This is a genomic window from Acinetobacter sp. BD54 (genome assembly GCF_044778325.1).
In the GTDB taxonomy this organism is placed as follows: Bacteria; Pseudomonadota; Gammaproteobacteria; order Pseudomonadales; family Moraxellaceae; genus Acinetobacter; species Acinetobacter baumannii.
Genome location: NZ_JANJEP010000001.1, coordinates 212,438 through 237,344, shown reverse-complemented (window position 1 = coordinate 237,344; position 24,907 = coordinate 212,438). Strand labels below are relative to the sequence as shown.

Annotated in this window: 22 protein-coding genes; 13 read left to right on the top strand and 9 right to left on the bottom strand. The window is 38.8% G+C overall.

Annotated features, from left to right (window positions below):
• Positions 1-2 precede the first annotated feature (2 nt).
• The 5 genes from pgaD to NQ782_RS01190 form a co-directional block, all read right to left on the bottom strand.
• Positions 3-467 carry a poly-beta-1,6-N-acetyl-D-glucosamine biosynthesis protein PgaD gene (gene pgaD, locus NQ782_RS01210; RefSeq protein ID WP_057092846.1) on the bottom strand — a complete coding sequence of 155 codons (465 nt, stop codon included), beginning with the start codon at positions 465-467 and terminating at the stop codon, positions 3-5.
• Positions 464-1,711: a poly-beta-1,6-N-acetyl-D-glucosamine synthase gene (pgaC, locus tag NQ782_RS01205; protein WP_057092848.1), complete on the bottom strand. Its 1,248-nt coding sequence runs from the start codon at positions 1,709-1,711 to the stop codon at positions 464-466. Before pgaC ends, pgaD begins: the two co-directional genes overlap by 4 nt.
• Positions 1,711-3,540, bottom strand: a complete 1,830-nt coding sequence (gene pgaB, locus NQ782_RS01200; RefSeq protein WP_005109884.1) for a poly-beta-1,6-N-acetyl-D-glucosamine N-deacetylase PgaB — start codon at positions 3,538-3,540, stop codon at positions 1,711-1,713. The genes pgaC and pgaB overlap by 1 nt, the downstream gene beginning before the upstream one ends.
• Positions 3,540-5,978, bottom strand: a complete 2,439-nt coding sequence (gene pgaA, locus NQ782_RS01195) for a poly-beta-1,6 N-acetyl-D-glucosamine exporter porin PgaA (protein ID WP_005109883.1) — start codon at positions 5,976-5,978, stop codon at positions 3,540-3,542. Before pgaA ends, pgaB begins: the two co-directional genes overlap by 1 nt.
• Positions 5,979-6,363: 385 nt before the next feature.
• The gene (locus tag NQ782_RS01190; RefSeq protein WP_000004354.1) at positions 6,364-7,200 is read right to left on the bottom strand and encodes a pyruvate, water dikinase regulatory protein; all 837 of its coding nucleotides are present in this window, start codon (positions 7,198-7,200) and stop codon (positions 6,364-6,366) included.
• A gap of 146 nt (positions 7,201-7,346) precedes the next feature.
• On the opposite strand from NQ782_RS01190, the gene ppsA reads away from it, so the two are divergent.
• The 12 genes from ppsA (at position 7,347) to alr (ending at position 19,771) form a co-directional block, all read left to right on the top strand.
• The gene (gene ppsA / locus NQ782_RS01185; RefSeq protein WP_000853480.1) at positions 7,347-9,734 is read left to right on the top strand and encodes a phosphoenolpyruvate synthase; all 2,388 of its coding nucleotides are present in this window, start codon (positions 7,347-7,349) and stop codon (positions 9,732-9,734) included.
• A 64-nt stretch (positions 9,735-9,798) separates the two neighbouring features.
• Positions 9,799-10,554, top strand: coding sequence for an RDD family protein (locus NQ782_RS01180; RefSeq protein WP_001167811.1), 756 nt, complete (start codon positions 9,799-9,801; stop codon positions 10,552-10,554).
• A 315-nt stretch (positions 10,555-10,869) separates the two neighbouring features.
• Positions 10,870-11,922, top strand: a complete 1,053-nt coding sequence (cyoA, locus tag NQ782_RS01175) for a ubiquinol oxidase subunit II (RefSeq protein WP_001250044.1) — start codon at positions 10,870-10,872, stop codon at positions 11,920-11,922.
• Positions 11,923-11,925: 3 nt separating this feature from the next.
• The gene (gene cyoB / locus NQ782_RS01170) at positions 11,926-13,917 is read left to right on the top strand and encodes a cytochrome o ubiquinol oxidase subunit I (protein WP_000367186.1); all 1,992 of its coding nucleotides are present in this window, start codon (positions 11,926-11,928) and stop codon (positions 13,915-13,917) included.
• A gap of 4 nt (positions 13,918-13,921) precedes the next feature.
• A complete protein-coding gene (cyoC, locus tag NQ782_RS01165) occupies positions 13,922-14,542 on the top strand; it encodes a cytochrome o ubiquinol oxidase subunit III (protein ID WP_000852577.1) in 621 nt (206 codons plus the stop codon).
• Positions 14,542-14,871, top strand: coding sequence for a cytochrome o ubiquinol oxidase subunit IV (locus tag NQ782_RS01160; RefSeq protein ID WP_000094534.1), 330 nt, complete (start codon positions 14,542-14,544; stop codon positions 14,869-14,871). The genes cyoC and NQ782_RS01160 overlap by 1 nt, the downstream gene beginning before the upstream one ends.
• Positions 14,872-14,881: 10 nt before the next feature.
• Positions 14,882-15,760, top strand: coding sequence for a heme o synthase (gene cyoE / locus NQ782_RS01155; protein ID WP_000915319.1), 879 nt, complete (start codon positions 14,882-14,884; stop codon positions 15,758-15,760).
• A gap of 184 nt (positions 15,761-15,944) precedes the next feature.
• Positions 15,945-16,328 (top strand): 30S ribosomal protein S6, encoded by a 384-nt coding sequence (gene rpsF, locus NQ782_RS01150; RefSeq protein ID WP_001216679.1) that lies wholly within the window; start codon positions 15,945-15,947, stop codon positions 16,326-16,328.
• Positions 16,329-16,339: 11 nt separating this feature from the next.
• Positions 16,340-16,567: a 30S ribosomal protein S18 gene (rpsR, locus tag NQ782_RS01145; RefSeq protein ID WP_000090661.1), complete on the top strand. Its 228-nt coding sequence runs from the start codon at positions 16,340-16,342 to the stop codon at positions 16,565-16,567.
• A gap of 8 nt (positions 16,568-16,575) precedes the next feature.
• A complete protein-coding gene (gene rplI / locus NQ782_RS01140) occupies positions 16,576-17,022 on the top strand; it encodes a 50S ribosomal protein L9 (protein WP_000382591.1) in 447 nt (148 codons plus the stop codon).
• A gap of 200 nt (positions 17,023-17,222) precedes the next feature.
• Positions 17,223-18,668 (top strand): replicative DNA helicase, encoded by a 1,446-nt coding sequence (dnaB, locus tag NQ782_RS01135; RefSeq protein ID WP_000075891.1) that lies wholly within the window; start codon positions 17,223-17,225, stop codon positions 18,666-18,668.
• Positions 18,669-18,700: 32 nt separating this feature from the next.
• The gene (alr, locus tag NQ782_RS01130) at positions 18,701-19,771 is read left to right on the top strand and encodes an alanine racemase (RefSeq protein ID WP_001248172.1); all 1,071 of its coding nucleotides are present in this window, start codon (positions 18,701-18,703) and stop codon (positions 19,769-19,771) included.
• A 52-nt stretch (positions 19,772-19,823) separates the two neighbouring features.
• Here the strand turns inward: alr and NQ782_RS01125 are convergent, their stop codons facing one another.
• The 4 genes from NQ782_RS01125 to NQ782_RS01110 are packed head-to-tail and all read right to left on the bottom strand — an operon-like array spanning position 19,824 to position 23,526.
• Positions 19,824-20,558, bottom strand: coding sequence for a proteasome-type protease (locus tag NQ782_RS01125; protein ID WP_000220477.1), 735 nt, complete (start codon positions 20,556-20,558; stop codon positions 19,824-19,826).
• Positions 20,559-20,574: 16 nt separating this feature from the next.
• A complete protein-coding gene (locus NQ782_RS01120; protein ID WP_000772592.1) occupies positions 20,575-21,354 on the bottom strand; it encodes a transglutaminase family protein in 780 nt (259 codons plus the stop codon).
• 2 nt (positions 21,355-21,356) lie between these two features.
• Complete coding sequence (locus NQ782_RS01115) at positions 21,357-21,953, bottom strand: alpha-E domain-containing protein (protein WP_000243520.1); 597 nt, start codon at positions 21,951-21,953, stop codon at positions 21,357-21,359.
• A gap of 22 nt (positions 21,954-21,975) precedes the next feature.
• Entirely contained in the window at positions 21,976-23,526 is a 1,551-nt protein-coding gene (locus NQ782_RS01110; protein ID WP_038347975.1) for a circularly permuted type 2 ATP-grasp protein, read from the bottom strand.
• A gap of 225 nt (positions 23,527-23,751) precedes the next feature.
• Between NQ782_RS01110 and NQ782_RS01105 the strand changes: the two genes are divergently transcribed.
• Positions 23,752-24,759, top strand: coding sequence for a YafY family protein (locus tag NQ782_RS01105; protein ID WP_000117149.1), 1,008 nt, complete (start codon positions 23,752-23,754; stop codon positions 24,757-24,759).
• Positions 24,760-24,907 lie beyond the last annotated feature (148 nt).

Sequence of the window (24,907 nt, the reverse complement as noted above, 5' to 3'; positions counted from 1 at the left end):
ACTCATTTCAAATCATATTGAGTTAAATACCCCTGCTCATCATAATGTAAGATGATGCGCTGAGACTTTTGTAATTCTGATAATGATTCGGTACTGACCATAAATTGTGAGGCCAGCAACTCAACAGAGCTATTCGGAGCTTTGCTGCGGCGATCATCCCCATGAAATCTAAGCCAGTTATAACTTGCCCATAAAATTAAAATGAGCGCGCTTAGACCTATTAACAGAAGTAAATGCAATAAAGTTTTCACTTCTGAAACATGATCTACCCACACATAGTCATAGATGAGATGCCCTTCAAAAATCCATAAAAATAATGAAACGAGTGGAAAAAGCAGCCACATTAAACAAAACCAACCTATTGTTTGTAACGTATAGTTTGCAGTTTTATTTTTCACATATTCAGGCTGATCAATATATTCAGGTATATCTAAAACTTCTACGTCGATATTTGAATCATTTTTCATGAATGATCTCCACGGAAGCCTCGATCAGGGCTTACCCAACGAGCACGTTTTTTGGTGTTAAATATTGTTTTGGGTACTGCAACAACACTGGTAAATAACGTCAGTAACCAGAAAAATAATGGATACCAAATTACCCAAAAATAATTTCTAAAAAGCCGACCACGATCATAACGATGGTCTATCCATAAACTTACTAGAAATTGGACAAGACATGTTCCACCTAATATCACGCCATACCACTGCGGCATGAGTGAATTAATTTGAAATTGTTGCGGTAAATCCACAAACAATCCCACAAAAAATAGAATAAAAATCATAATCATCACATATGACCAAATAATACTGATTAAAGCTTCGAGCATTACCGGCCACATACGGCGCAAGCGGAGTTTGAACATTTTCGGAATATATTCTAATAATACCTCTACCCCACCTTGTGCCCAGCGTAAACGCTGTTTCCAAAGGCCTTTAAAGGTTTCCGGCATATAGATATAACAAAGTGCTTGAGGAATATATTGAATGTCCCAATGGTCCATTTGGAGCTTCCAAGAGATATCAATATCTTCCGTAATTTTGTCATCAGACCAAAAGCCCACGCGAACCAAAGCGGTCTTTCTAAATGCTGCAATTACACCTGATACTGTAAAAATACGGCCATATGTTCTTTGTGCGCGCTTAATCAAGCCAATAATTGAAGAGAACTCGCCAACTTGTAATTTACCTAAAATACTTGAGCGATTTAAAATTCTAGGATTCCCAGTTACAGCACCAATTCTTGGAAAATTTAAAAAAGGCTGCATAAGCCAAAGTACTGCATGAGGATGTAATAAAGCATCTCCGTCAATACAAACTAGATATTCGTATTTACTTACTAACACTCCCGATCTTAAAGCTACGGCCTTACCTTGGTTTTCTGCCAGGTGCACAACTCGTAATCGGGCATCTTGAGCTGCCAGTTCATCAAGAATTTCGGCAGTGCTATCACTACTTCCGTCATTTACAGCAATGACTTCAAAATTCGGATATTTTGTTTGTAAGGCATAACGAATCGTTTGTCGGACCTGAGCTTCTTCATTAAAGCAAGGAATAATAATACTGCACCCTTCACTTAATGGCTCAGGCAGTTGCTGCTCATGATATTCCCTTTTAAAGAAAAACCAGAGACCTCCTACCATCCATGTCCAAGCCATCAACAACGGATATAAAAAGGCAAAAGCAAATAAGATATCGAGTAATACTTTCATTACTTTTTCCCCTCAGTCGCGAGACCTGCAAAGGGTTGATATATGACCGAACTCGAATTCAAGCTAATCGGGTTATATAAATATTCATGAACATTTTTTGAGTTTTCATTGGTATAGCCATCAATACCAAATTTCTGAATACCTATGCGCTGAATATTGAAAAGACCTTGTTTCACTTCTTGCCAGGCATTTTGCTGACTATTTTCGGGTAATGATAAAGTCAGCATAATGCGCTGTTTATATTTCGCATCAAGCGTATTTAAAATTGCTAATACGTGATTAAACTGTTTTTGCTTACCCACTATATTGAACTTAAGATTTACTAAATCATGTTGGGATAACAGCGTTTTTAAAAGCATTGGTAAATTTTCGATATGTTCAAAATCAGGTGTAAGCAATAAACTAAACTGAGCCTGATTACTCATGTTTAAATAAGGCTTCACAGCCTTTTGAGTAAGCTGGCTCACATATGTGAGCTGTTTTAATTGGTCGGCACAGGCATTTTCTTTTATTGTTGTGCTTTGCATAGCACAATTTAAAGTGGTTCCAGCATTAAGTTGAATACCACTTAAATTACTATTGAAACGTGCGATATCTTTCGCTAAATCTACCACCAAAAACGGTTTATTTTTTTGAGGATATACAGGCAACTCTAAAATAACCGACTGTCCGGCACGAGTTTGTGCCTGCCATAAAGTTCGGTTCAAAATATCTTGCTGAACGCTTAGTTGCGTTGTTGGGAAATAAGCAATGTCATACTGCCCATCGCCATCTTGATCATCTAAAGGTTTCAATATCAATGTGTTATTTTTTAAGCTATAAAGCTTGGATAACAATAACCCTAGTTTCTCATCTGACTGAGTATTAGTTGAAGCAGCTAACTGTTTTAAGTCCATACTCACAAAGTGGCGAGGTTGCTTAAATAAATCTAATTCTTCAAAGTTGAGAATATTGATCATACCCTCTGTTAACTGCTCAGCTGTAGGATTATTAGTGACTAAACTACGTTTAAAAGTCGAGTCACTCACTCTATTCATTCCATCACGCCCTAAACTGAAAGAAAAAATAAAGCCTGCTTCTTGAGACAATTTTTCTAATTGCTCATTCACAGCACCATAAGGCCAAATAATTGCCTTAGGTTCAACACCCACTTCTTTCTTTAAAACGGCGTATGATTTTTTTAAGTCCTGCAAAATACGTTGTTGATATTCCACATCCGTCTCATAACGCTTTTGGGATTTTAAATACGCGTAAGAAGTCGCAGCAGGCTGTTCATTCCCTTGAGGATTAGCCAATACTCCATGATGCAAATCATCACTATGACTTGCAAACTCGGCTAAGCCCGAAGCTTGCATTTCTCGCACTTGCTTCCAATTGACTAGATTTCCTTGCCCATAAGCTTCATAACCAGCTTGTGTATTCCCATTTAGCCAACTGGTCGGAAGTGCAAATACTGCCGGAATCTGATATTGCTTAAGTAATGGAAATACACGGCTATAACTACTTAAAGCGCCATCATCGAAAGTTAACAAAATAGAATTATGAGGTAATTCCTTACCTTGTTTACGTGCTTCTTCAATATCTTTTAAGCGAATTGGTTTCCAGTCAGATTGACTTAACCAGTCAAAGAACTGTGCTAAATTTTTCGTTTGGATTGCATAAATATCCCGATCACCTTCTTTTAAGACATCATCTCTCACATCATGAAAGGTTAAAGAAACCGTATGATTTTTTGGTAAATCTTTTTCTATCTGGGCATATGCAAATTGCAGCGGCAACAATGTTGAGACCAAGGCACAGCCCAACATTTTCGACAATAAATTATTCATTAAAAACGCCCTTCAAATCCAAAAATACCGTAGGTATGTTGTTCATCATGTCCATCGTAAGGATGGTATTGCCAACCAATTCCATAATTGAGCTGCCATGTCCGGGATAGCTGCCATTGATGTTGATATTGCAAAGAGTAAGTGGGTTTAGCAGAGTAATCGGCCTGTTTATAAAGGCCTACACCCGCTTCAAAATGCTGTTTAAATGAACGCTCATATTCACGCCAAGTCACCCAATCATGACTTAAGTTCAACTCAGCGCTGTAATGTGAACTTGGACTAAAATAAGCTGTTTGATCTTGGCTGTTAGTACCGTAGAAACCTCGAACAGTGCCATACGTAATATGATGAGGTGCGTCGAATAGTCTTTCACGCCAAAATGTTGAAAATTCTTGTTGTTTGTTACCATCACTAATATCAGTTAAACCGTAACTCGCGCCAATCTGGCGAGATTCATCTTTTTGCCATGTGACAGCAGCTCGGTAAGATTGACCATCTTCCCCTGCATCAAGGGCTTGTAGAGGAATGTCAGCCTGACTGTTATATTGCAATTGATACTGCCAGTGGTCATTTAGCCATTGGGACCAATCAAGACGGACTCCTGCTTGTCCACCATCCGTACTTTGCGACACAATTGCCGCCAACGCCTTACGGTTCGCCTGCCATTCTGCTCCGACCCCATAACGCTGGTCATGCACATCGCCAAAACGGTACTCACCATAACGATCTTGATGCCAAGCGAATAAACGATAATTATCCTTAATCCAAGGGCTATTAAGACGCGTTTCCATTTCACGGTCTTTTAAACCATTCTGCCCACTTACAGTATCGCGACCGTCGGCCTTACTTTGCCCCCAAGTGGTTGAGTGTGAAATTGTGGCTCTATTACGATCTTCTAATTCTTTACGACTTTTAATGACCCCACTATCATCAGGGTAATATTGCACTAAGTTTTGTGTGATTTTTCGCCATGTCGGAATATCACCTAAAGCTTGAGCATTTTGCATTTCATTAATGCGGGTGTCTTTAGCAATCGGATCTATACCATTTAACCGGGAAATTGTTTTTTTTGCCTCTAGCGGTTTTTCTCTCCAACGTTCTACACGCGCAAGATTATTAATCAGGCTCTCATTCGCAGGCGCCTGCTCTACTTTTTTTTGAAAATGCTTTTCAGCTTGATCCAGATGATTAGCGTAGGCTAAATGCATTCCTTGTAAAGCAATATAATCATCACGATCAGGATGACTGGTTTTATCTACACCCTTAGCCTGACTATATTTATAAGTCGGAATAAGCCGATCAACTTCAGCGAGAAGTTGTTCAGCTTCCTTATATTTTTCTTGTTCAATATAAGAATAATACAGTCCCGTATAAACGGTCATATCCGGATAATTCTTTTCGGTTAAAAGCGTTTTATAAGCAAACTCGGCCTGTTTCGGTTTTTGCTCCGCCAAATAACTATCCGCAATTGCATGACGTACATATGCCGGTAATTTTTCGAGTGGAATATTCAACTGGGTAAAATTCTCTATAACCGCTTTTGAACGCCCTCTAAAATCTAATCCATATAAATAATCGTAATAAAACCGTAAGTAATTAGGATCGGAAGGATTCATTTGCTGATGCATTTTTTGTCCTTGCTCCAGCACTTTATCTAATTCAGCAAAGCTTTCGGCATCGGATAGACCTTCGCGATTTAAATATTTATATCGAGCAATTGCATTGTTGATATGTTGAGAAAACTCACTAACTTGTAAAGTCTTTAACATTTGCACTGTTTGTTCAGTTTTTTCGCTCGCTTGCAGTAATTGCTGCGCCTTTTTATATGAGCCAATAGCAATTAGATCGTAAACATATTCTTGTAAAACGGATGAGGATTTTGGTTGTTGTTGATAAGCATGCTCAACTGTAGCTAAAGCATCTACTGGTAAATTTATTAAACGATAAGCATATGCAACCCGTACCAACTGATCAGCAGTTAAACCTTTAATATCGATCTTCGACAACTGATCTTTAGCATTCGCTACATCTTGAGCTTCAGCATACAAAACCGATAATAAAATACGCCCATCAACTGACTTTTGAATATTGAACTTATTTGACCAGTCAATTGCAGTTTTAAAATGCTTAAAATCACGAAAATTTTGAATTAAAGGTAACTTTGCATATTCTGGAAAGTCTACATAATTAATATTTACCAAAAACCGTGAAAAATTCGTAAGATCCCTTTTTTCACTTGACATAATAAACAGATAATCAGCAAGCAGCTTTTGATCATGCGGGTATTTATTTAGCAATTGATCTAGTTGAGATACAGCTTGTTGAGTTTGTCCTGCTCTATAATTTTGAATAGCTTGCTCACGCAATACATCAACCTGAGCAGCGTATAAATGAATTGGCAAGAGATAGACCAATGAAAAAACACATTTCTTTAGCATTTTGAGAATCGAATAGTCCCATATCGAGATAGGAAAGTATAGTTAAAAATGTGACATACATCACAATAATCAAATAACTAGCAACTTTAATCACAAATGATAAATATGGAGAAAAAAAGTATTTGTTTTTTTAAAAGCTATCTAAAAACAATCATTTATAAAAATATAGATTATTCTTTTATATACATTTCTTTTCAAAATTATTCTTTTTGAATATATTTAATTTGCACAAAATACACTTAACATTAACCAATCAAAAACATTTTTATATAAATGGTTTTATATTTAAAACTTTTATTTTTAATTTGTTTTATATTTAAAACCATTCAATTTAATCATATTAATAAAGTTTAAATTGAATGGTTAAAATAAATAATTGACTTAATTAACCAATACGACGTTTTAAACCTGTCATTTGTAAAATACGAGTAGAAATTTCTTCAATCGACATTTCGGTAACATTTAAGTATTTAATTCCCTCAGAAATATAAATACCTTCAATAGCTCGCAACTCCATCTGACACTGGCTAAAACTTGCATATCGGCTATTCGCTTTACGTTCACTTCGAATGGCAACCAAGCGCTCTGCATCAATCATCAAACCAAATAATTTACTGCGGTGCTCTCTTAAAACTGCCGGTAAACGATTATCATCTAAATCTTCTTCGGTTAAAGGATAGTTAGCAACACGGATACCAAATTGCAAAGATAGATAAATAGAAGTCGGTGTTTTACCGGAACGAGACACGCCAATTAAAATTAAATCAGCTTTGTCATAATGGCGGGTACGTGCTCCATCATCATTATCAAGCGCAAAATGAACAGCATCAATCCGGGCCTTGTAATACTCCGAATCGGTCACGGCATGAGTCTGTCCGACTAAAGTTGTAGGCGGGGTTCCAAGCTCCTGTTCCAGCTTACTAATTAACCCTTCAAACACATCCAGATTAACCGCTTTAGCCGTATTAATAATTTCTCGCACATGCGGATCGACCAAAGTATCAAATACTAATGGCAGGCAACCATCTCTGGTCTGACACTTGTTAATCTCGACCACCACTGCCATTGCGGCCTCTTCAGTGGTGATATAAGGCATGATGTGAATATCAAAATCTACGTTAGGAAATTGAGCTAATAACGAATGTCCAAGGGTCTCGGCAGTAATCGCAGTTCCATCAGAAATAAAAAAAACACTCCGCTTAAATTGTTTACTTTCTGACATTAAAATTCTCCTTAAACATTTGTCTTAGTGCTATATAATCTTTATAGTAAACTGATCTTACATGACTGTCGCTTAGTAAAATTCTCAACTAAGCACTTTATTTTTTAATTTCATGCCAAGATAGACATTAATACTGCAAAAGTGGAGTGAAAACTTTGGAAGCGCGCGTAATCGGTCTAGAAAAATTAGGGAAACACGATGTCGAACTCGTAGGTGGGAAAAACTCATCTTTGGGTGAAATGATCAGCCATTTATCAAATGCTGGTGTATCGGTACCTGGTGGTTTTGCAACAACTGCTGATGCCTATCGTGAGTTCTTAGACCAAAGCGGTCTTAACGCTCGAATTCAAGCAGAACTTGCAGAGCTTAACGTTGACGATGTAAATGCCTTAGCAGAAACTGGCGCTAAAATTCGTCAATGGATTGTAGAGACTCCACTTACACCTGGCTTAGAACAAGAAATTCGTGAAGCATTTGCTGCACTTTCAAATGGTAACCCAGATATTGCTGTTGCTGTTCGTTCGTCTGCTACTGCAGAAGACTTACCGGATGCATCGTTCGCCGGTCAGCAAGAAACTTTCTTGAATATTCGCGGTATTGATAACGTATTAATTGCTGTAAAAGAAGTATTTGCATCATTATTTAATGACCGTGCTATTGCATATCGCGTTCACCAAGGTTTTGAACACAGTCTAGTTGCGCTTTCTGCTGGTGTTCAACGTATGGTTCGCTCTGAAACTGGCGCTGCAGGCGTAATGTTTACCCTTGATACTGAGTCTGGCTTCCGTGATGTTGTATTTATTACTGCATCTTACGGTTTAGGTGAAATGGTTGTACAAGGTGCCGTTAACCCGGATGAATTCTATCTTTCTAAACCATTATTAAATGCAGGTAAACATGCGGTATTACGCCGTAACCTTGGTTCTAAGCACCAGAAAATGATTTATGGTGAAGAAGGTTCAGCGGGTAAATCTGTTGTAGTTGTAGACGTTGAAAAACAAGAACGTCAACAATTCGCGTTGAATGATCACGAGTTACAAGAGTTAGCGAAACAAGCGCTTATTATCGAAAAGCACTATGGCGCTCCAATGGATATCGAGTGGGCAAAAGATGGTGATGATGGTCAAATCTATATTGTTCAAGCTCGTCCTGAAACTGTAAAGAGCCGTCAAAATGTCGGCACCATGGAACGCTACCTACTCAAGCAAAAAGGTACTGTACTTTGTGAAGGCCGTTCAATCGGTCAACGTATTGGTTCTGGTAAAGTCCGTATTGTTAACTCAATTAAAGAAATGGACAAAGTACAAGACGGTGACGTACTTGTATCAGACATGACTGACCCAGATTGGGAACCAGTAATGAAACGTGCTGCTGCCATCATTACTAACCGTGGTGGCCGTACTTGTCACGCTGCAATTATTGCCCGTGAACTTGGCGTACCAGCAATCGTAGGTTGTGGTAACGCAACTGAAGTATTGACTGACGGTCAAGAAGTTACTGTTTCTTGTGCTGAAGGCGACACTGGTTTCATCTACGAAGGCGCGTTAGATTTTGAAGTTCAACGTAACTCTATCGAATCTATGCCTAAACTTTCATTCAAAATCATGATGAACGTAGGTAACCCTGACCGTGCCTTTGACTTTGCTCAAATTCCAAACGAAGGTATTGGACTTGCTCGTCTAGAGTTCATTATTAACCGTATGATCGGTGTTCACCCTAAAGCTCTTCTGAACATTGAAAGTTTGCCTCGCGAAACTCGTGCAGCGGTAATGACCCGTACAGCTGGTTATGCATCACCTGTAGAATTCTATGTTGAAAAACTAGTTGAAGGTATTGCTACACTTGCAGCAGCATTTGCTGATAAACCAGTTATTGTTCGTATGTCTGACTTTAAGTCAAATGAATATGCGAATCTTATTGGCGGTAAGTTATACGAGCCAGAAGAAGAAAACCCAATGCTTGGCTTCCGTGGCGCAAGCCGTTATGTTTCGGACAATTTCCGTGACTGTTTCGAACTTGAATGTCGCGCACTTAAAAAAGTTCGTGATGAAATGGGTTTAACTAACATCCAAATCATGATCCCATTCGTACGTACAGTGTCTGAAGCGAAACGCGTTATTGAGTTATTAGCTCAAAATGGCTTGAAGCGTGGTGAGAATGGCTTAAAAGTCATCATGATGTGTGAATTACCAACTAATGCATTGTTAGCTGAACAATTCCTTGAACACTTCGATGGCTTCTCTATCGGTTCTAACGACTTAACTCAGTTAACACTTGGTCTTGACCGTGACTCTGGTATTGTTTCTCACTTGTTCGATGAGCGTGATGCTGCTGTAAAAGCTCTCCTTTCTATGGCAATTCATGCTTGTCGTAAAGCGGGTAAATATGTCGGTATCTGTGGTCAAGGACCATCAGACCACCCAGACCTTGCAAAATGGTTAATGGAGCAAGGCATTGAATCAGTATCTCTTAACCCTGACTCGGTTTTAGACACATGGTTCTTCCTTGCTGAAGAAAAAATCAAGCAAATCTAATTTGTTATAAAAAAAGACCCATCCGTGGGTCTTTTTTCATCTTTAGAATAGAGAATTTTTACTTATGCAAATTTACTTGGCACGTAATAATCAACAAGCTGGGCCTTATACCTTAGAACAACTAAATCAAATGTTGGCAAGTCAACAAGTTTTGCTTACTGATTTAGCTTGGCATGAAGGCATGACAGAATGGAAAGCTTTAGGAGAATTAACCCAAGGTAAACTTGTATATCAACCTACTGGTTATTCTGCTTTTTCAGCAAATACAAATACGCCTTATAATGAGACCATTCAGCACATTCGTGTAGAAACTAAAACACACGAGCTTGCTTCAATTTCGTCTCGTGCTCTTGCAAAAATTATTGACTTATTACTTTGGCTACCTATTGCAGCTATTCCGTCTTTTTTCTTTAATGAAGCTCAATATAAACAACTTTTTGAGTTACAAAAACAGATGCAATCTGCAGAAGTTGCATCAACTAAAGCAGCTGAACTCCAACAGCAGCTTTTTACCCTTATTCCTATAGAAGCTTGGCATACAATGCTACTTTATGTCGTCATAATGCTCGCTATTCAAGCATTTTTATTGACTAAGTTTGGGCAAAGTATTGGTAAAAAAATTGTCGGAATTAGAATTGTCGATGCCGAAACCAATGGTAAAGTTAATTTAACGCGTATCTTCCTTCTAAGAAGTGTCGTTTTCATTATATTAAACTTACTATTTATGCCTATTAGTACAATTATTGACTATGCTTTTGCATTAGGACAAAAGCGACAAGCTCTACATGACAAAATTGCAAGAACAAAAGTGATCAAATGATAGTAAATGACTCATTCATTTAATGTCTAAAAAAAAGGAGGCACCTCGCCTCCTTTTTTCCATAGAGAGTTGATATTTAAATAAAAGCTCTGTTGAAATTAGATACCCTACAAAAAAAATCGGGTTTTAAAACAATTATTTCAGACGACTTTATGTGTAGCTTAGTTTGTCGATATGAGGCATAATGCCCTACAACGTAGCGGTGTCACATCATTGAGAAGTCTAATTTTTAAGACTAGCGTTCTCAATCATGCGACACTTTAATCGCTATCCCATATTTAATTAGGGAATGGGACTCTTCACCGAGGTTGTAAAATGAGACAAACGATTTTAGCTGTATTGTCTTTATCAACGCTTGCCGCACTTTTGACTGGGTGTGGTGGTGATATGGTACTTCTAAACTCTAAAGGTCCAGTTGGTCAAGGTCAAAGTGACCTTATGATGACTGCGATCTATTTAATGTTACTTGTGGTGATTCCTTCAATCATCATGGCATTATGGTTTGGTTGGAAATATCGTGCGTCAAATAAAGATGCAGACTATAAACCTACATGGGCACACTCAACTGCAATTGAAGTTGTAGTATGGGGTATTCCTGTCATTATTATTGGTATTTTAGCTTGGTTAACTTGGTGGGGTTCCCACAAGTATGACCCATACCGTCCTTTAGAATCAGATAAAGCACCTTTAACTATTCAGGTTATTGCTGAACAGTTCAAGTGGATTTTTATTTATCCTGAACAAAACATTGCGACTGTTAACGAAGTACGTTTCCCAGAGAAAACTCCGTTAAGTTTCAAAATCACTTCTAACTTCACGATGAACTCATTCTTCATTCCACAGTTAGGCGGTCAGATTTATGCAATGGCAGGTATGCAAACTCACCTTCATTTGTTAGCAAATGAAACTGGTGTATATCGTGGTTTCTCTTCTAACTACTCAGGCTATGGTTTCTCTCAAATGCGTTTCAAAGCGCATAGCGTTACAGAGCAACAATTCAACGAATGGGTAGCGGCTGTTAAAGCAGGTAATGGTACAACCATTAACCCAGAAGCAGTTCAAAAAACTACGCTTGACCAAGCTGAATTGGCAACCTTACGTGATGGCGATCGTTCTAAGCACCAAATCGAGCATTTAGTAAATCGTGCTAAAGCCGCTGGTGATCAAGAAGCGCTTGCTAAAGCAGAAGCGATGAAACCGTTCCCGACTAAGCCACACCCTGTGACTTATTACTCTTCAGTTGAACCAAAATTGTTTGAAACAATTATCAACCACTATATGAGTAACTATCATGGTGCTGACCACTCTGCTGCACATACAACAGCAGAAACTCATGTTGCAGCTGAACACGCTGCTCAAGGGGAATAAGACATGGATATGATTTTTGGTAAATTGGGTTGGGACTCTATCCCGACAGAGCCAATCGTACTTGTCACCATGGTCTTTATGGCACTTGGTGCAATTGCTGTGCTTGGCGGTATCACCTATTTCAAAAAATGGGGATATTTGTGGAAAGAATGGTTTACAACTGTAGACCATAAAAAGATTGGTATCATGTATATCATCGTATCTGTCGTCATGCTTTTGCGTGGTTTCGCCGATGCGATCATGATGCGTTTACAACTTTTCCTCGCTAAAGGCGGTGGTGAAGGTTATTTACATCCTGACCATTACGACCAGATCTTCACCGCACATGGTGTAATCATGATCTTCTTCGTAGCAATGGGTCTAGTTGTAGGTATGATGAACATCTCTGTACCTTTACAGATCGGTGCTCGTGACGTTGCTTTCCCATTATTAAACTCTTTAAGCTTCTGGTTATTCGCTGGTGCTGCTGGTTTAATGATGCTTTCACTTGTATTAGGTGAATTTGCTGCGACTGGTTGGATGGCTTACCCTCCTCTGTCTGGTATTCAATATTCTCCTGGTGTAGGTGTTGACTACTATATCTGGGCACTTCAGGTTTCTGGTCTAGGTACGCTTTTATCTGGTGTTAACTTCTTCGTTACCATCATCAAAATGCGTGCGCCTGGCATGAAATTGATGGATATGCCTATTTTCACGTGGACTTCACTTTGTACGGCTGTATTAATCATTGCATCTTTCCCTGTATTAACAGGTACTCTTGCGATGCTTACATTAGACCGTTACTTCGGTTTCCATTTCTTCACAAATGAGCTTGGCGGTAGCCCAATGCTTTATGTGAACTTGATCTGGACATGGGGTCACCCTGAAGTATATATCTTGGTATTACCAGCATTTGGTTTATACTCAGAAATCGTTGCAACCTTCTCTCGTAAAGCGTTGTTCGGTTACAAGTCTATGGTATATGCAACAATTGCAATTACTGTATTAGCATTTGTTGTATGGCTTCACCACTTCTTCACCATGGGTGCTGGTGCGAACGTTAACGCATTCTTCGGTATCATGACCATGGTTATTGCGATTCCTACTGGTGTGAAAATCTTCTCTTGGTTATTCACCATGTATAAAGGTCGCATCACCTTTACTACTCCAATGTTATGGACGCTTGGCTTCCTTGTAACATTCGGTATCGGTGGTTTAACTGGTGTACTTATGGCTGTTCCACCTGCGGACTTCCTTGTACACAACTCATTATTCTTGATCGCTCACTTCCATAACGTAATTATCGGTGGTGTGGTGTTTGGTATGTTTGCCGGCATCATTTACTACTGGCCAAAAATGTTTGGTTGGAAGCTCAATGAAGCATGGGGTAAAGCTGCATTCTGGTTCTGGTTCTTCGGTTTCTATTTTGCATTCATGCCACTTTATATCCTTGGTTTCATGGGTATGACTCGTCGTTTGAATACATATGACAACCCTGAATGGGACCCATACCTTGCGATTGCATTATTCGGTGCTGTTCTTGTTGCGATTGGTATTGCATGTTTCTTAATGCAAATCATCGTTGGTTTCTTACAACGTCACCAAAACATGGACTACACAGGCGATCCATGGGATGCTCGTACACTTGAATGGGCTACTTCTTCCCCTGCTCCATTCTATAACTTTGCTCATGAACCAGATGCAAGCGGTATTGACCGTTTCTGGACTGACAAAGAAAACGGTGTAGCATACGCACGTAATACTAAATATGAAGACATCCACATGCCGACTGACCGTGCTGCTGGTTTTGTCATTGCAATGTTCATTACTCTTCTTGGCTTTGCACTCATCTGGCATATTTGGTGGCTCGTTGTTGTTTCATTCGTTGCAGCTGTTGTTAGCTTGATCGTAAGCTCATTCACTAAGAATGTTGATTACTATGTTCCAGCTGCAGAAGTTGAGCGTATTGAAAACGAACGCTATGCTTTACTTGAAAAACACTTGAAGAAGGACTAAGGAAATGGCTGAAGTACTTCATCACGACAACCACGGCCATGATGGTCATCATGAACATGATGATACTGACTTAACGGTCTTTGGTTTCTGGACATACTTGATGAGTGACTTGATTCTTTTCGGATCACTCTTCATTGCGTTCGCTGTATTAAGCAGTCATGTTCCACCAGGAACTCCAAGTGCATATGACCTGTTCCATGAATCATTAGGCTACGTGTTAACTGAAACATTTGCCTTATTGATTTCATCGGTAACTTTTGGTTTTGCGGTACTTGCATCTTATAAAAAGAATGTAAATCAAGTGATCACTTGGTTATTTATTACATTCCTTTTTGGTGCAACCTTCATCGGGATGGAACTCTATGAATTCCATCACCTTGTAGAAGAAGGTCATGGTCCAACTCACAGTGCTTTCTTATCATCGTTCTTTACTTTGGTAGGTACGCACGGTATCCACGTAACTTCTGGTTTAGTGTGGATGTTGGTATTGATGTATCAAATCAAAACTAAAGGTTTGACTTTACCGAATACACGTCGTCTTGCTTGCTTAAGCTTGTTCTGGCACTTCCTTGACATCGTTTGGATCTGTGTATTCAGCGTCGTTTACTTACTGGGAGTTCTCTAATGAGTAGTCATGAGCATAATGCTGCTGGTGCGTCACACGGTAACTTTAAGCAATACACTGTTGGCTTTATTCTTTCTGTCATCCTTACCATCATCCCATTCGGGATGGTGATGGCGGGTGGTTTCAGCCGCGGTCTTTTGGTTACAGTGATTGCAATCACTGCCGTTGCTCAGGTTCTTGTACAACTTGTGTACTTCTTACACATGAATACATCATCTGAACAACGTTGGAATATGATTGCATTTATCTACACAATCCTATGTATCGCTGTACTTTTAATCGGTTCTGTGTGGATTATGAATTACCTTCACTACAATATGATGATCTAAACTGATTGTCATGTTGAAAAAGTATTTATTCCTGACTAAACCAGGAATTCTCTTCGGTAATTTCATTACCACCTTGGGCGGCTTCTTCTTAGCCGCCCAAGGCTCTATAGACATCTTATTATTATTGCTCACTCTCATTGGAACAACATTAGTTGTTGCTTCAGGTTGTGTGGTTAATAATGTTATAGATCAAGATATTGATACAAAGATGCAGCGCACTCAAAACCGTGCACTCGTTAAAAAAACCATCTCTCCTACTGTTGCGCTTGTATATGCTTTCGTACTCGGAGTAATGGGTTTTAGCATTTTGTGGTTTGGTGTAAATGGTTACGCATTTTTGTTTGCAATGATTGGTTTTATTGTCTATGTCGGTTTTTACAGTTTGTGGACTAAACGTACCTCAATCCATCAAACCGTCATTGGTAGTATCTCCGGAGCGAGCCCTCCTGTTATTGGTTATACAGCAGTAACTCATCAATTTGATGTGGCAGCCTTGCTTTTGTTTTTAGCATACGCTTTATGGCAAATGCCTCACTCTTGGGCAATTGCAATTTATCGTTTTGATGATTACAAAAATGCGGGAATTCCTATCTTGCCTGTAGCACGTTCCATTTATCGCACGAAAATTGAATGTGTAATCTATATCCTGTTGTTTGCAGCTGTTTTGAATGGGTTATATTGTTTTGGCTACACCAATGTATTTTTCTTGATAACCTTTAATGCTTTGACCGCATACTGGTTTTATTTATCAATTATTGGATTTAAAGCCGAAAACGACCAACTTTGGGCTAAACGCTTTTTCCTTTACTCAGTAATCTTAATTACTTTGCTAAGTTTAAGTTTTAGCTTTACCTATCAATCCCCTGCTCCAAATCTTCCTCTCTTTTAATTAAGGGAGGATTTCCTCCTCTCTGAAATAACTTTTATATTTCTCATCAAAAGATTTGTTTTTAGTCTAATTTTTACCTATAATTCAGCCTTCGCATTTTTTGCGACGTAGCTATTTATATTTTTAGCTATGACTCCTTGCTTCTAATTTTATTAGGGGCTGTTTAAACCGTAAGGAGCTGACAATGCGTCATTACGAAATCGTACTTTTGGTACACCCAGACCAAAGCGATCAAGTTGTAGGTATGGTTGAACGCTATATCTCTCAGATCAAAGAAGCTGATGGTCAAATTCACCGTTTAGAAGATTGGGGCCGTCGTCAATTGGCTTACCCAATTAACAAAATTCACAAAGCGCACTACATTCTTATGAATGTTGAATGTGGTCAATCTACGCTTGATGAGTTAGAAGAATTATTCCGTTATAACGACGCGATCATTCGTAACCTTATCATCCGTCGTGAACACGCAATCACTGAAGAGTCATTGCTTGCTAAGAGTGCTGAAGAAAAGCGTGCGCGTAAAGCTCAACGTGAAGAAGCACAGCAAGTTGCTCAAGAAGCTGAATAAGGAGAACATCAATGGCACGTTTTTACCGTCGTCGCAAGTTCTGCCGCTTTACAGCTGAGAATGTTGCGTACATCGACTACAAAGATATCGATACTTTAAAACAGTACATCACTGAAAACGGCAAGATTGTTCCTAGCCGTATCACTGGTACTAAAGCTCGTTATCAACGTCAATTAGCGCTTGCTATCAAACAAGCTCGCTACTTGTCTTTGATTCCGTACACTGACAACCATAAGTGAGGTGATCTGTGGACGTTATCTTATTACAACGCATTAAGAACCTTGGTAAATTAGGCGATAAAGTATCAGTTAAAGCTGGTTACGGCCGTAACTTCCTTATCCCTCAAGGTAAAGCAGTTGCAGCTACTGAAGCTAACACTGCTGCTTTCGAAGCTCGTCGTGCTGAACTTGAGAAGCAAGAAGCTGAAGTATTAGCTGCTGCTCAAGCACGTGCTGAACAATTGAACGAAGTTAACATCGTTATCACTGCTAAAGCTGGTGACGAAGGTAAACTCTTCGGTTCTATCGGTACTCGTGACATCGCTGACGCGTTAACGAATGCTGGTCTTACAGTTGACCGTGCAGAAGTTCGTTTACCAAACGGTGCGCTTCGTCACACTGGTGAATTCAACATCGCAATTCAATTGCACCATGATGTTGTTGCAGAAGTTCTCGTTACTATCGTATCTGAGTAATTTCTCATCAAAAAAAGAGCATGCTTACGCATGCTCTTTTTTTATCTCTTAAATTTAAGCAATAAAATTAGATATATTAATTCCTGATCAGTTCTTCAGTTTAATTGGTTTTTTAATTAGGTAGTTTATTTAGTTTTGTTTTAAGATAGTTCTCGGCTTAAAACCCTTTTTGTGTACACATTTTATCATCAGGTCTAATTATGTCTCAGGCGAATGCCACTTCTTTAACCCTTTCATCTCCAACAGAAAATAAGACGAGTGAATCAGGCCAACTTAAAGAGTTTCGCACTCCCCCACACAATTTAGCCATTGAGCAAGCTGTACTTGCTGCGCTGATGACCGTTGCTGAATCTTTTGAACAAGTCAGTGACTTACTCAAAGAAAATGATTTTTATGCCACTCGTCATAAATATATTTATCGTGCAATTGAAAAATTAGCACAGGAAAACTCACCGTATGATGCGGTTTTGGTCAACGACTGGCTTTTAAAACAAAATTTACTCGATGCGATTGGCGGTGAAGAATATTTGATGCAGCTTATGGCTGACTCACCTTCGAGTTTCTATAATCTTGAAACTTATGCGACTAAAATTAAAGAATTTTCTACACTACGCAGTATGATTAAGGTAAGTACTGAAATTTTACAAAATGCTTACGACACAAAAGGTCGAGGTGTAAGTGAAATTTTAGATTTAGCCGAAACGAGTATTTTCTCTTTAGCAGAACAACATAACAACAATAAAAAAGATTCTGGACCTAAAGCAATTAGTTCTGTAACTGCCGATGTAATTAGTAAACTTGATGAACTTTCAAAATTAGACGGAAATATTACTGGTTTAACGACTGGCTTCTTAGAGCTCGATAATAAAACTTCTGGTATGCAACCGGGTGATTTGATTATTGTCGCAGCACGTCCATCTATGGGTAAAACTACTTTCGCCATGAACTTGGTTGAAAGTGTTTTGCAATACAATAAACTCCCAGCTCTCGTATTCTCTATGGAGATGCCAGCAGACTCTATTGCGATGCGTCTAATTTCAGCTATGGGTAAAGTGCATCAAGGGCATTTACGTTCAGGTAATTTGGATGCTGATGAATGGACTAAAGTAACGGGTACCATTCTGCAACTTCAACAAATGCATTTGTATATTGATGACTCCTCTGCCCTACCACCTACTGAAGTTCGTGCCCGAGCTAGACGTATCGCAAAAATGCATGATGGTAAAATCGGCTGTATCATGGTCGACTATTTACAGTTAATGAAAGTTCCGGGCATGGGTGACAACCGTGTTGGTGAGATCTCGGAAATTTCACGTAGCTTAAAAGCTTTAGCTAAAGAAATGAACTGTCCTGTGATTGCACTATCTCAGCTTAACCGAAGTCTGGAAAACCGACCGAATAAACGCCCAGTAATGTCTGACTTACGTGAATCTGGTGCGATTGAACAGGATGCCGACTTAATCATGTTTATTTACCGTGATGAAGTCTATAACAAAGAATCGAAAGAAGCAGGCACCGCAGAAATTATCATCGGTAAACAGCGTAATGGTCCAATTGGTACTGTTCGCCTTGCCTTTGAAGGCCAATATACTCGTTTTAGTAATCTCTCTCCTGAGTATTACAGCCAATATGATGATGAAGAATAAACTCTATCTCTAGCCCAAAGGAGTAAATGAGGGTGCGTCAAGCAACAGTTTATATTGATCGCCAAGCGCTTCAATATAATTTAAACCGTGTCAAACAACTCGCAGCAAATTCAAAAATCGTAAGCATGGTAAAGGCCAATGCATACGGACATGGAGTCAAAGACTGTTTAGCAGCCTTAAATGCCTCAGATGCCTTTGGTGTAGCCTGCCTACAAGAAGGATTAGAAATCCGTGAACTTGGTTTCGAACAACCAGTTACTTTAATTGAAGGGGTATTTTCTGAAGATGAAATGCCCGTCGCAATTGAACAAAAATTTGAATGCGTCATTCACCATCAACAACAGTTTGAATGGTTAATTAAACACAAACAAGCATATATTGCCCAAGGCTTAAAAGTATGGGTTAAATTAAATAGCGGTATGAACCGTTTAGGTTTTAAAAACCCAGAAATTATTGAAGTGATTAAGACATTAAAGTCTGAAGGTTTTACATGTGTACTTGCTATGCATTTTGCAAATGCAGATGTAGATCATCCTTTAAATGAACAACAAAAACAGCAATTTTTGCATATTAAAGAAACTTGCGATCCAATTTTAGCATCATGCTGTAATTCAGCTGCCATCTTTAAATGGCCAGAACTAAATTTTGACTATGTACGTCCTGGTATTATGCTCTACGGCGCTTCACCTTTTGCAGATAAAACAGTGCATGATCTTGATTTGAAACCTGTCATGACTTTTACTGCAGAAATAATAGCGTTAAACCATATTGAAGCTGGTGAACACGTGGGTTATGGCTCTACTTTTTGTGCTCAACAGGCTATGGATATCGCCATTGTTTCTATTGGCTATGGTGATGGCTATCCAAGAGCTTATGTTAAGCAAAATTTTGTCGCTATTGATGGCAAACTTTGCCCAGTTGTGGGCCGTGTAAGTATGGATATGATTGCGATTGATGTCACAAATACTCAAGTAAAACTTGGCACCCAAGTTGAACTTTGGGGAAATCACCGTTTAGTTGATGATGTGGCTGAAGCAAATGGCACAATCGGCTATGAATTACTTTGCCGTCTAAGTTCTCGCCCAGTCCGTCAGGGTACTTAAAGTTCACTAAATAAAAAATCCAAGCACTGCTTGGATTTTTTTTGAATAAATTTTAGCGCCAATAATCATCTGTAGGTTTTGGCATTTCCTGTAAACCACGGCGTAACGTATCTGACCATTGACGACTAATTTGTGAAAAATATGGATCGTCTTCAGTAATTCGCTTACCCATAGGAATCACAAAACTATCTTTACTATAAACCAATGCATCTAACGGCAAACCAACAGAGACATTAGAACGCAATGTAGAATCAAATGAAATTAGACTACAACGAAGAGCATCATCTAATGGCATCGCATAATATAAAGCTCGATCTAAAATAGGTTTGCCATATTTACTTTCACCAATTTGAAAGTAAGGCGTATCTGTAGTGGCACAAATAAAATTGCCTTGCGGGTAAACATTATAAAGCTGCATATCTCCGCCTTTGATTTGCCCACCCACTAAAATACTACAGGCATAATTCATTTGTTCTTGGGTATCTGAACTAATATCTTCTAAAACGCTTTTCAAGGTTTTACCGACCAGATCAGCCACTTCAAACATAGTATTAATGCTATATAAATTAGGCTCTTGTTGCAAAATAAGTGCATTTTGCAAATGCCCGATAACCGCTTGTGTAGTTGCTAAATTGCCTGCTGTTTGCAAGGCAATAAACCGCTCTCCCGTTACTCCAAAAGTATGCAGTTTACGGAACACAGAAATATGATCGACCCCGGCATTAGTTCGAGTGTCACTTATAAACACCAAACCCTGTTCCAATCTCAGCGCACAACAATAGGTCATTTCGTTCTCTTTACATTCAACAAGCCAGCACTTGAACCACAGACATCATATTTTCAGTACCACCTTTTTCTCGCACTCCCCTAATGGGAGCAACATCGAGATAGTCCCGACCAACAGCAAGATAAATATGATGCTTTGGTGTAAACAATTGATTGCTCACATCAAAACAATACCACTGATTATCTAAAAATACCTCCGCCCAAGCGTGACTGGCAAGGTGTGGAGAATTTTGATCAAATAGATAACCAGAGACATAACGTGCTGGTAATTGTAACGCACGGCACATAGCGATTAAAACATGTGCATGATCTTGACACACCCCCTGACCTGCCTGAAAGGCTTGCGTAGCCGTTGTATGAACAGATGTACTATCCGGTTGATATGGCATCTTTTGCAGAATATTTTCACTGAGCAAAGCAATATGTTGTCGATCTTTGACAGTTACAATTCTCTGGGCAAAATCCAACATTTCAGCATCATATTTAGTGGCCTCTGTACTTTGGAGAAATAGATTTATTGGTATAGATACATCTACTCCTCCTATTTCTGTATTTAGAAGCTCTACAATACCTTGTGCCATAAAAGTAAGGTGCTGATACTCATAACGCTGGCTAGCCGTTATCCAAATATTATTAAAAATATCTCTTTTGAGCGTCTTGTCACCAGGCACGCTGATTGCCCAATTCATAACATGTTGATGCAGCGATGTTTGAGGCATCATCTTGATATACTGAATACTGTTTTTAGCAGTTTCAGTATAGTTATAATGCGTTTGATGATTAACCATCAATTTCATAATTATGCCTCGAACATATATTCCAACTGCTGGGTAAAATTATAATAAGCTTCCCAATTTGGATGATCTTTTAATAATTGCCATGGTTGAGTTAATTTATTCCACCCTAAGTCATTCAGCTGTTGAAGTAATTGTTCTAACTCCTGCAAGAGCTGTGTAAGGTCTTGCTGAAAACGTAGTTGTATATCAAATAATTCTATCTTTTGTCCTAAATGCAGAAATAACGCTATATCTTCATGTTCAGTATCAAGTATTTGATTACATTTCGCTAAAGCCTGCTTTAATGAATCAGGATGAGCTTGGACTCCCTTAATCGCATGATTTAATTCTGCATAGGCATTTGAAGATAATATTCCTCTTAACTCTTGAATATTATCTTTAGCAATAGCGAACTGATTCAGTAACGAATATGTTTGTTTCGTATCCAACATATAGCAATTCAGTAATTCTGCTTGATCAATGACTAGCCCAAATGCTGCTGCAAATTGAGCTGCTTTAGCATCATCTGTAAATGGCAAATGTGATACAGCAAATTGAATTCGCATTAAATAACGACCCAACCAATAAATGTGGTGCGCACTCGAATTGAGTAAAACCATAAATTTCCTCTTTAACCAACCATTAAGAATGTAGCGTTTCAACGACCCATGTATCTTTAATACCTCCTCCTTGTGAGGAGTTAACGACTAAAGAACCTGCCTGCATAGCTACTCGTGTTAAACCTCCGGGCACAATTTCGGTCCGATAAGGAGAACTGAGTACAAACGGGCGTAGGTCGATGTGGCGCTCAGCCACCCCTGCTGTAGTTAAAGTCGGTGCAACCGATAAAGCCAATGTTGGCTGGGCAATATATTCATGCGGTGTAGCAATCAGTTTTTGTCTAAATTCATCAATTTCACATGAGCTTGCTTTAGGACCAATTAACATGCCATATCCACCCGATCCTTGAGCTTCTTTAATGACCAATTGATCTAAATGAGCCAGTACATAGTCCAGATGTTCTTTCTCACGGCACTGGTAAGTAGGTACATTCTTCAAAATTGGTGTTTCACCCAAATAATATTGGATCATCTGATCAACATATGGATAAATCGATTTATCGTCAGCTACTCCAGTGCCGGGTGCATTGGCAATCACTACATTTTTCTGTAAATAAGCAGACATTAAACCTGCCACACCTAAAGCACTATCAGGTCTAAATGCAAGTGGGTCTAAAAAATCATCATCTAAACGGCGATAAATCACATCAACCTTTTGACGGCCGCGAATCGTTTTTACAAATACTTGATCATTTTCTACAAATAAATCTCGATTGGTGACCAGTGGCACATCCATTTCACGTGCTAAAAAAGCGTGTTCATAATAAGCACTGTTAAAACGTCCTGGCGTTAAGACCACAATAAAAGGCTGATCAATCTCAGAGTTTTCTTGAAGTATTTCTTTTAATAAGCTTGGATAGTGTTCAATACCTTGCAGATTGTTAGCAGCGCAGAGCTCAGGCATGAGTTGCTGACTAATATTCCTGCATTCAATCATATAAGATACGCCAGATGGTGTTCTTAAATTATCTTCAAGTACAAAAAACTCGCCTTCACTGTCGCGAATAATATCTATTCCGCTAATTTGAGAATAAATTTTGCCTTTGAGCGTGTGTTTAAGCATATGGGGCTGAAAAGCCTCATGACAAATAATCTGACTTTCCGGAATTAATTGCTCTTTTAAAATATGTTGACCATGATAGATGTCATCTAAAAAATAATTAAGCGCTTTAACTCGCTGTGCGCAGCCAGCTGCGATTTTTTCCCACTGTTTTTTTTCAATAACCCTTGGAATGAGATCAAAAGGTATCGTTCTCTCCACTCCCTCCTTATCACCGTATACGTTAAATGTAATGCCGTGATAGAGAAAATGTTGCTTAGCCTCCGCATTTAATTGTTTCAACTCATCCAAAGTACGAATGCTCAGCCATTGTTCAATTTTTTTAGAGGCCACACCGTTAGACGTTGCATCATCCAACATCTCATTAAAAAACTGCGATTTTAGTTGTTCAAATAGGTTCGACTGTACGGAAAGATTTTCTATAAACGAAGTTTGGTTAAGTAATGCGTTGGTCGCCTGTTCCTGTAAAAAATAATCAATATCGGCTTGTAGGTCTTTCTCTTGTTCTGACATAGCAACCTCGTCTTATCATTTATCTATATTTCATTTTTAAATAAGCAATTTCAGTGCCACTTATATATCTATAATGCTTATTGAGTATCATTGTTATAACTTTCTTCTAAATTTTAGCATTGATTGTAAAAGCTGCTATAAACCGAATCTGACAAACTTGCTAAATCTGTAAAGTTTTTTTATTGTGTTGACACCAAAGCAATTGGATATAGATGTATTACGCTTATGTCTGTAACAGAAAAAGAAACTTCAAATAGTTTATATCGCCAATGGCAGATTCTATCTCGCCTTCCTACCGGTAAATGGATCGGAACTCGAGAATTGCAAGAAATGCTTGAGCGTGAAGGTATTGAAATCAGTTTAAGGACAATTCAGCGTGATTTAAACCAAATTGCTCAGCGTTTTCCAATTGAAAGTAATAAAGCTGTACCTCAAGGCTGGCGTTGGCAATCAGATGCACCAATTCAAAGCTTACCGCATATGACAAGCTCTCAAGCTGTAACCTTTATGATGGTTGAGGAACATCTCAAACATTTACTTCCACCCAGTCTACTTGATGAGATGGGGCCTTGGTTCGATTTGGCAAAACGTAGTCTATCTACACAAAATAATGTAAGACAGTGGATTAATCGTGTCCGTATTGTGCCAGCAAGCCAACCTCTTATTCCACCTGTAGTGGACCGTGCTGCTCAGCAGGCAATTTATGAGGGTCTACTACAAGACAAACAGATTGAGTGTGTCTATCGGGCCCGTGTAAATCAAGGCGAAGATAAAACTTATATTTTAAATCCTCTTGCTTTGGTCCAAAAAGGTGCTGTGATTTACTTAATTTGTACTCGCCATGATAAAACTGAAGTACAAACATTTGCCTTGCACCGATTCAAATCCGCTAAAGTTTTAGAAAGTCGGGCTTTACACCCTGTCAATTTCGATATTGACCATTATATTGACTCAGGGGCTTTAGGTTTCAGAGTAGATTACAACCAACCTACTGAATCTATTCAGCTTACTTTAACCATGACCGAGCAAACTGCTAAAACTTTTTATGAAAGTCAGTTAAGTAAAGATCAGACCATTACCCCAATTGAAGAAAATATTGTCGAAGTTACGGCGACCGTTCCATTTACATCCCAACTCGTATGGTGGTTACGGAGTTTTGGTAAAAAACTGCTTCATATTGAGCCAGTCCAAGTACACAATGCTGTGCGAGAAATTGAGCCTGATAGCACATAATCAGTAGATATAAAAAAGAGAACCATATGGTTCTCTTTAGATTTTGAATTGTAATTTTCTTAATTTTATATTGGCATTTATACTTTTATTTATTTTCAGATCAATATGTTTTCCCCCACCAAAACTGATCTGCTTCTTCTTTTGCGCT

Coding starts and splice junctions, on each gene's coding strand:
- pgaD (WP_057092846.1), bottom strand. CDS start 467: ATGAAAAATGATTCAAATATCGACGTAGAAGTTTTAGATATACCTGAA.
- pgaC (WP_057092848.1), bottom strand. CDS start 1,711: ATGAAAGTATTACTCGATATCTTATTTGCTTTTGCCTTTTTATATCCG.
- pgaB (WP_005109884.1), bottom strand. CDS start 3,540: ATGAATAATTTATTGTCGAAAATGTTGGGCTGTGCCTTGGTCTCAACA.
- pgaA (WP_005109883.1), bottom strand. CDS start 5,978: ATGCTAAAGAAATGTGTTTTTTCATTGGTCTATCTCTTGCCAATTCAT.
- NQ782_RS01190 (WP_000004354.1), bottom strand. CDS start 7,200: ATGTCAGAAAGTAAACAATTTAAGCGGAGTGTTTTTTTTATTTCTGAT.
- NQ782_RS01180 (WP_001167811.1), top strand. CDS start 9,799: ATGCAAATTTACTTGGCACGTAATAATCAACAAGCTGGGCCTTATACC.
- cyoA (WP_001250044.1), top strand. CDS start 10,870: ATGAGACAAACGATTTTAGCTGTATTGTCTTTATCAACGCTTGCCGCA.
- cyoB (WP_000367186.1), top strand. CDS start 11,926: ATGGATATGATTTTTGGTAAATTGGGTTGGGACTCTATCCCGACAGAG.
- cyoC (WP_000852577.1), top strand. CDS start 13,922: ATGGCTGAAGTACTTCATCACGACAACCACGGCCATGATGGTCATCAT.
- NQ782_RS01160 (WP_000094534.1), top strand. CDS start 14,542: ATGAGTAGTCATGAGCATAATGCTGCTGGTGCGTCACACGGTAACTTT.
- cyoE (WP_000915319.1), top strand. CDS start 14,882: ATGTTGAAAAAGTATTTATTCCTGACTAAACCAGGAATTCTCTTCGGT.
- rpsF (WP_001216679.1), top strand. CDS start 15,945: ATGCGTCATTACGAAATCGTACTTTTGGTACACCCAGACCAAAGCGAT.
- rpsR (WP_000090661.1), top strand. CDS start 16,340: ATGGCACGTTTTTACCGTCGTCGCAAGTTCTGCCGCTTTACAGCTGAG.
- dnaB (WP_000075891.1), top strand. CDS start 17,223: ATGTCTCAGGCGAATGCCACTTCTTTAACCCTTTCATCTCCAACAGAA.
- NQ782_RS01125 (WP_000220477.1), bottom strand. CDS start 20,558: ATGACCTATTGTTGTGCGCTGAGATTGGAACAGGGTTTGGTGTTTATA.
- NQ782_RS01120 (WP_000772592.1), bottom strand. CDS start 21,354: ATGAAATTGATGGTTAATCATCAAACGCATTATAACTATACTGAAACT.
- NQ782_RS01115 (WP_000243520.1), bottom strand. CDS start 21,953: ATGGTTTTACTCAATTCGAGTGCGCACCACATTTATTGGTTGGGTCGT.
- NQ782_RS01110 (WP_038347975.1), bottom strand. CDS start 23,526: ATGTCAGAACAAGAGAAAGACCTACAAGCCGATATTGATTATTTTTTA.
- NQ782_RS01105 (WP_000117149.1), top strand. CDS start 23,752: ATGTCTGTAACAGAAAAAGAAACTTCAAATAGTTTATATCGCCAATGG.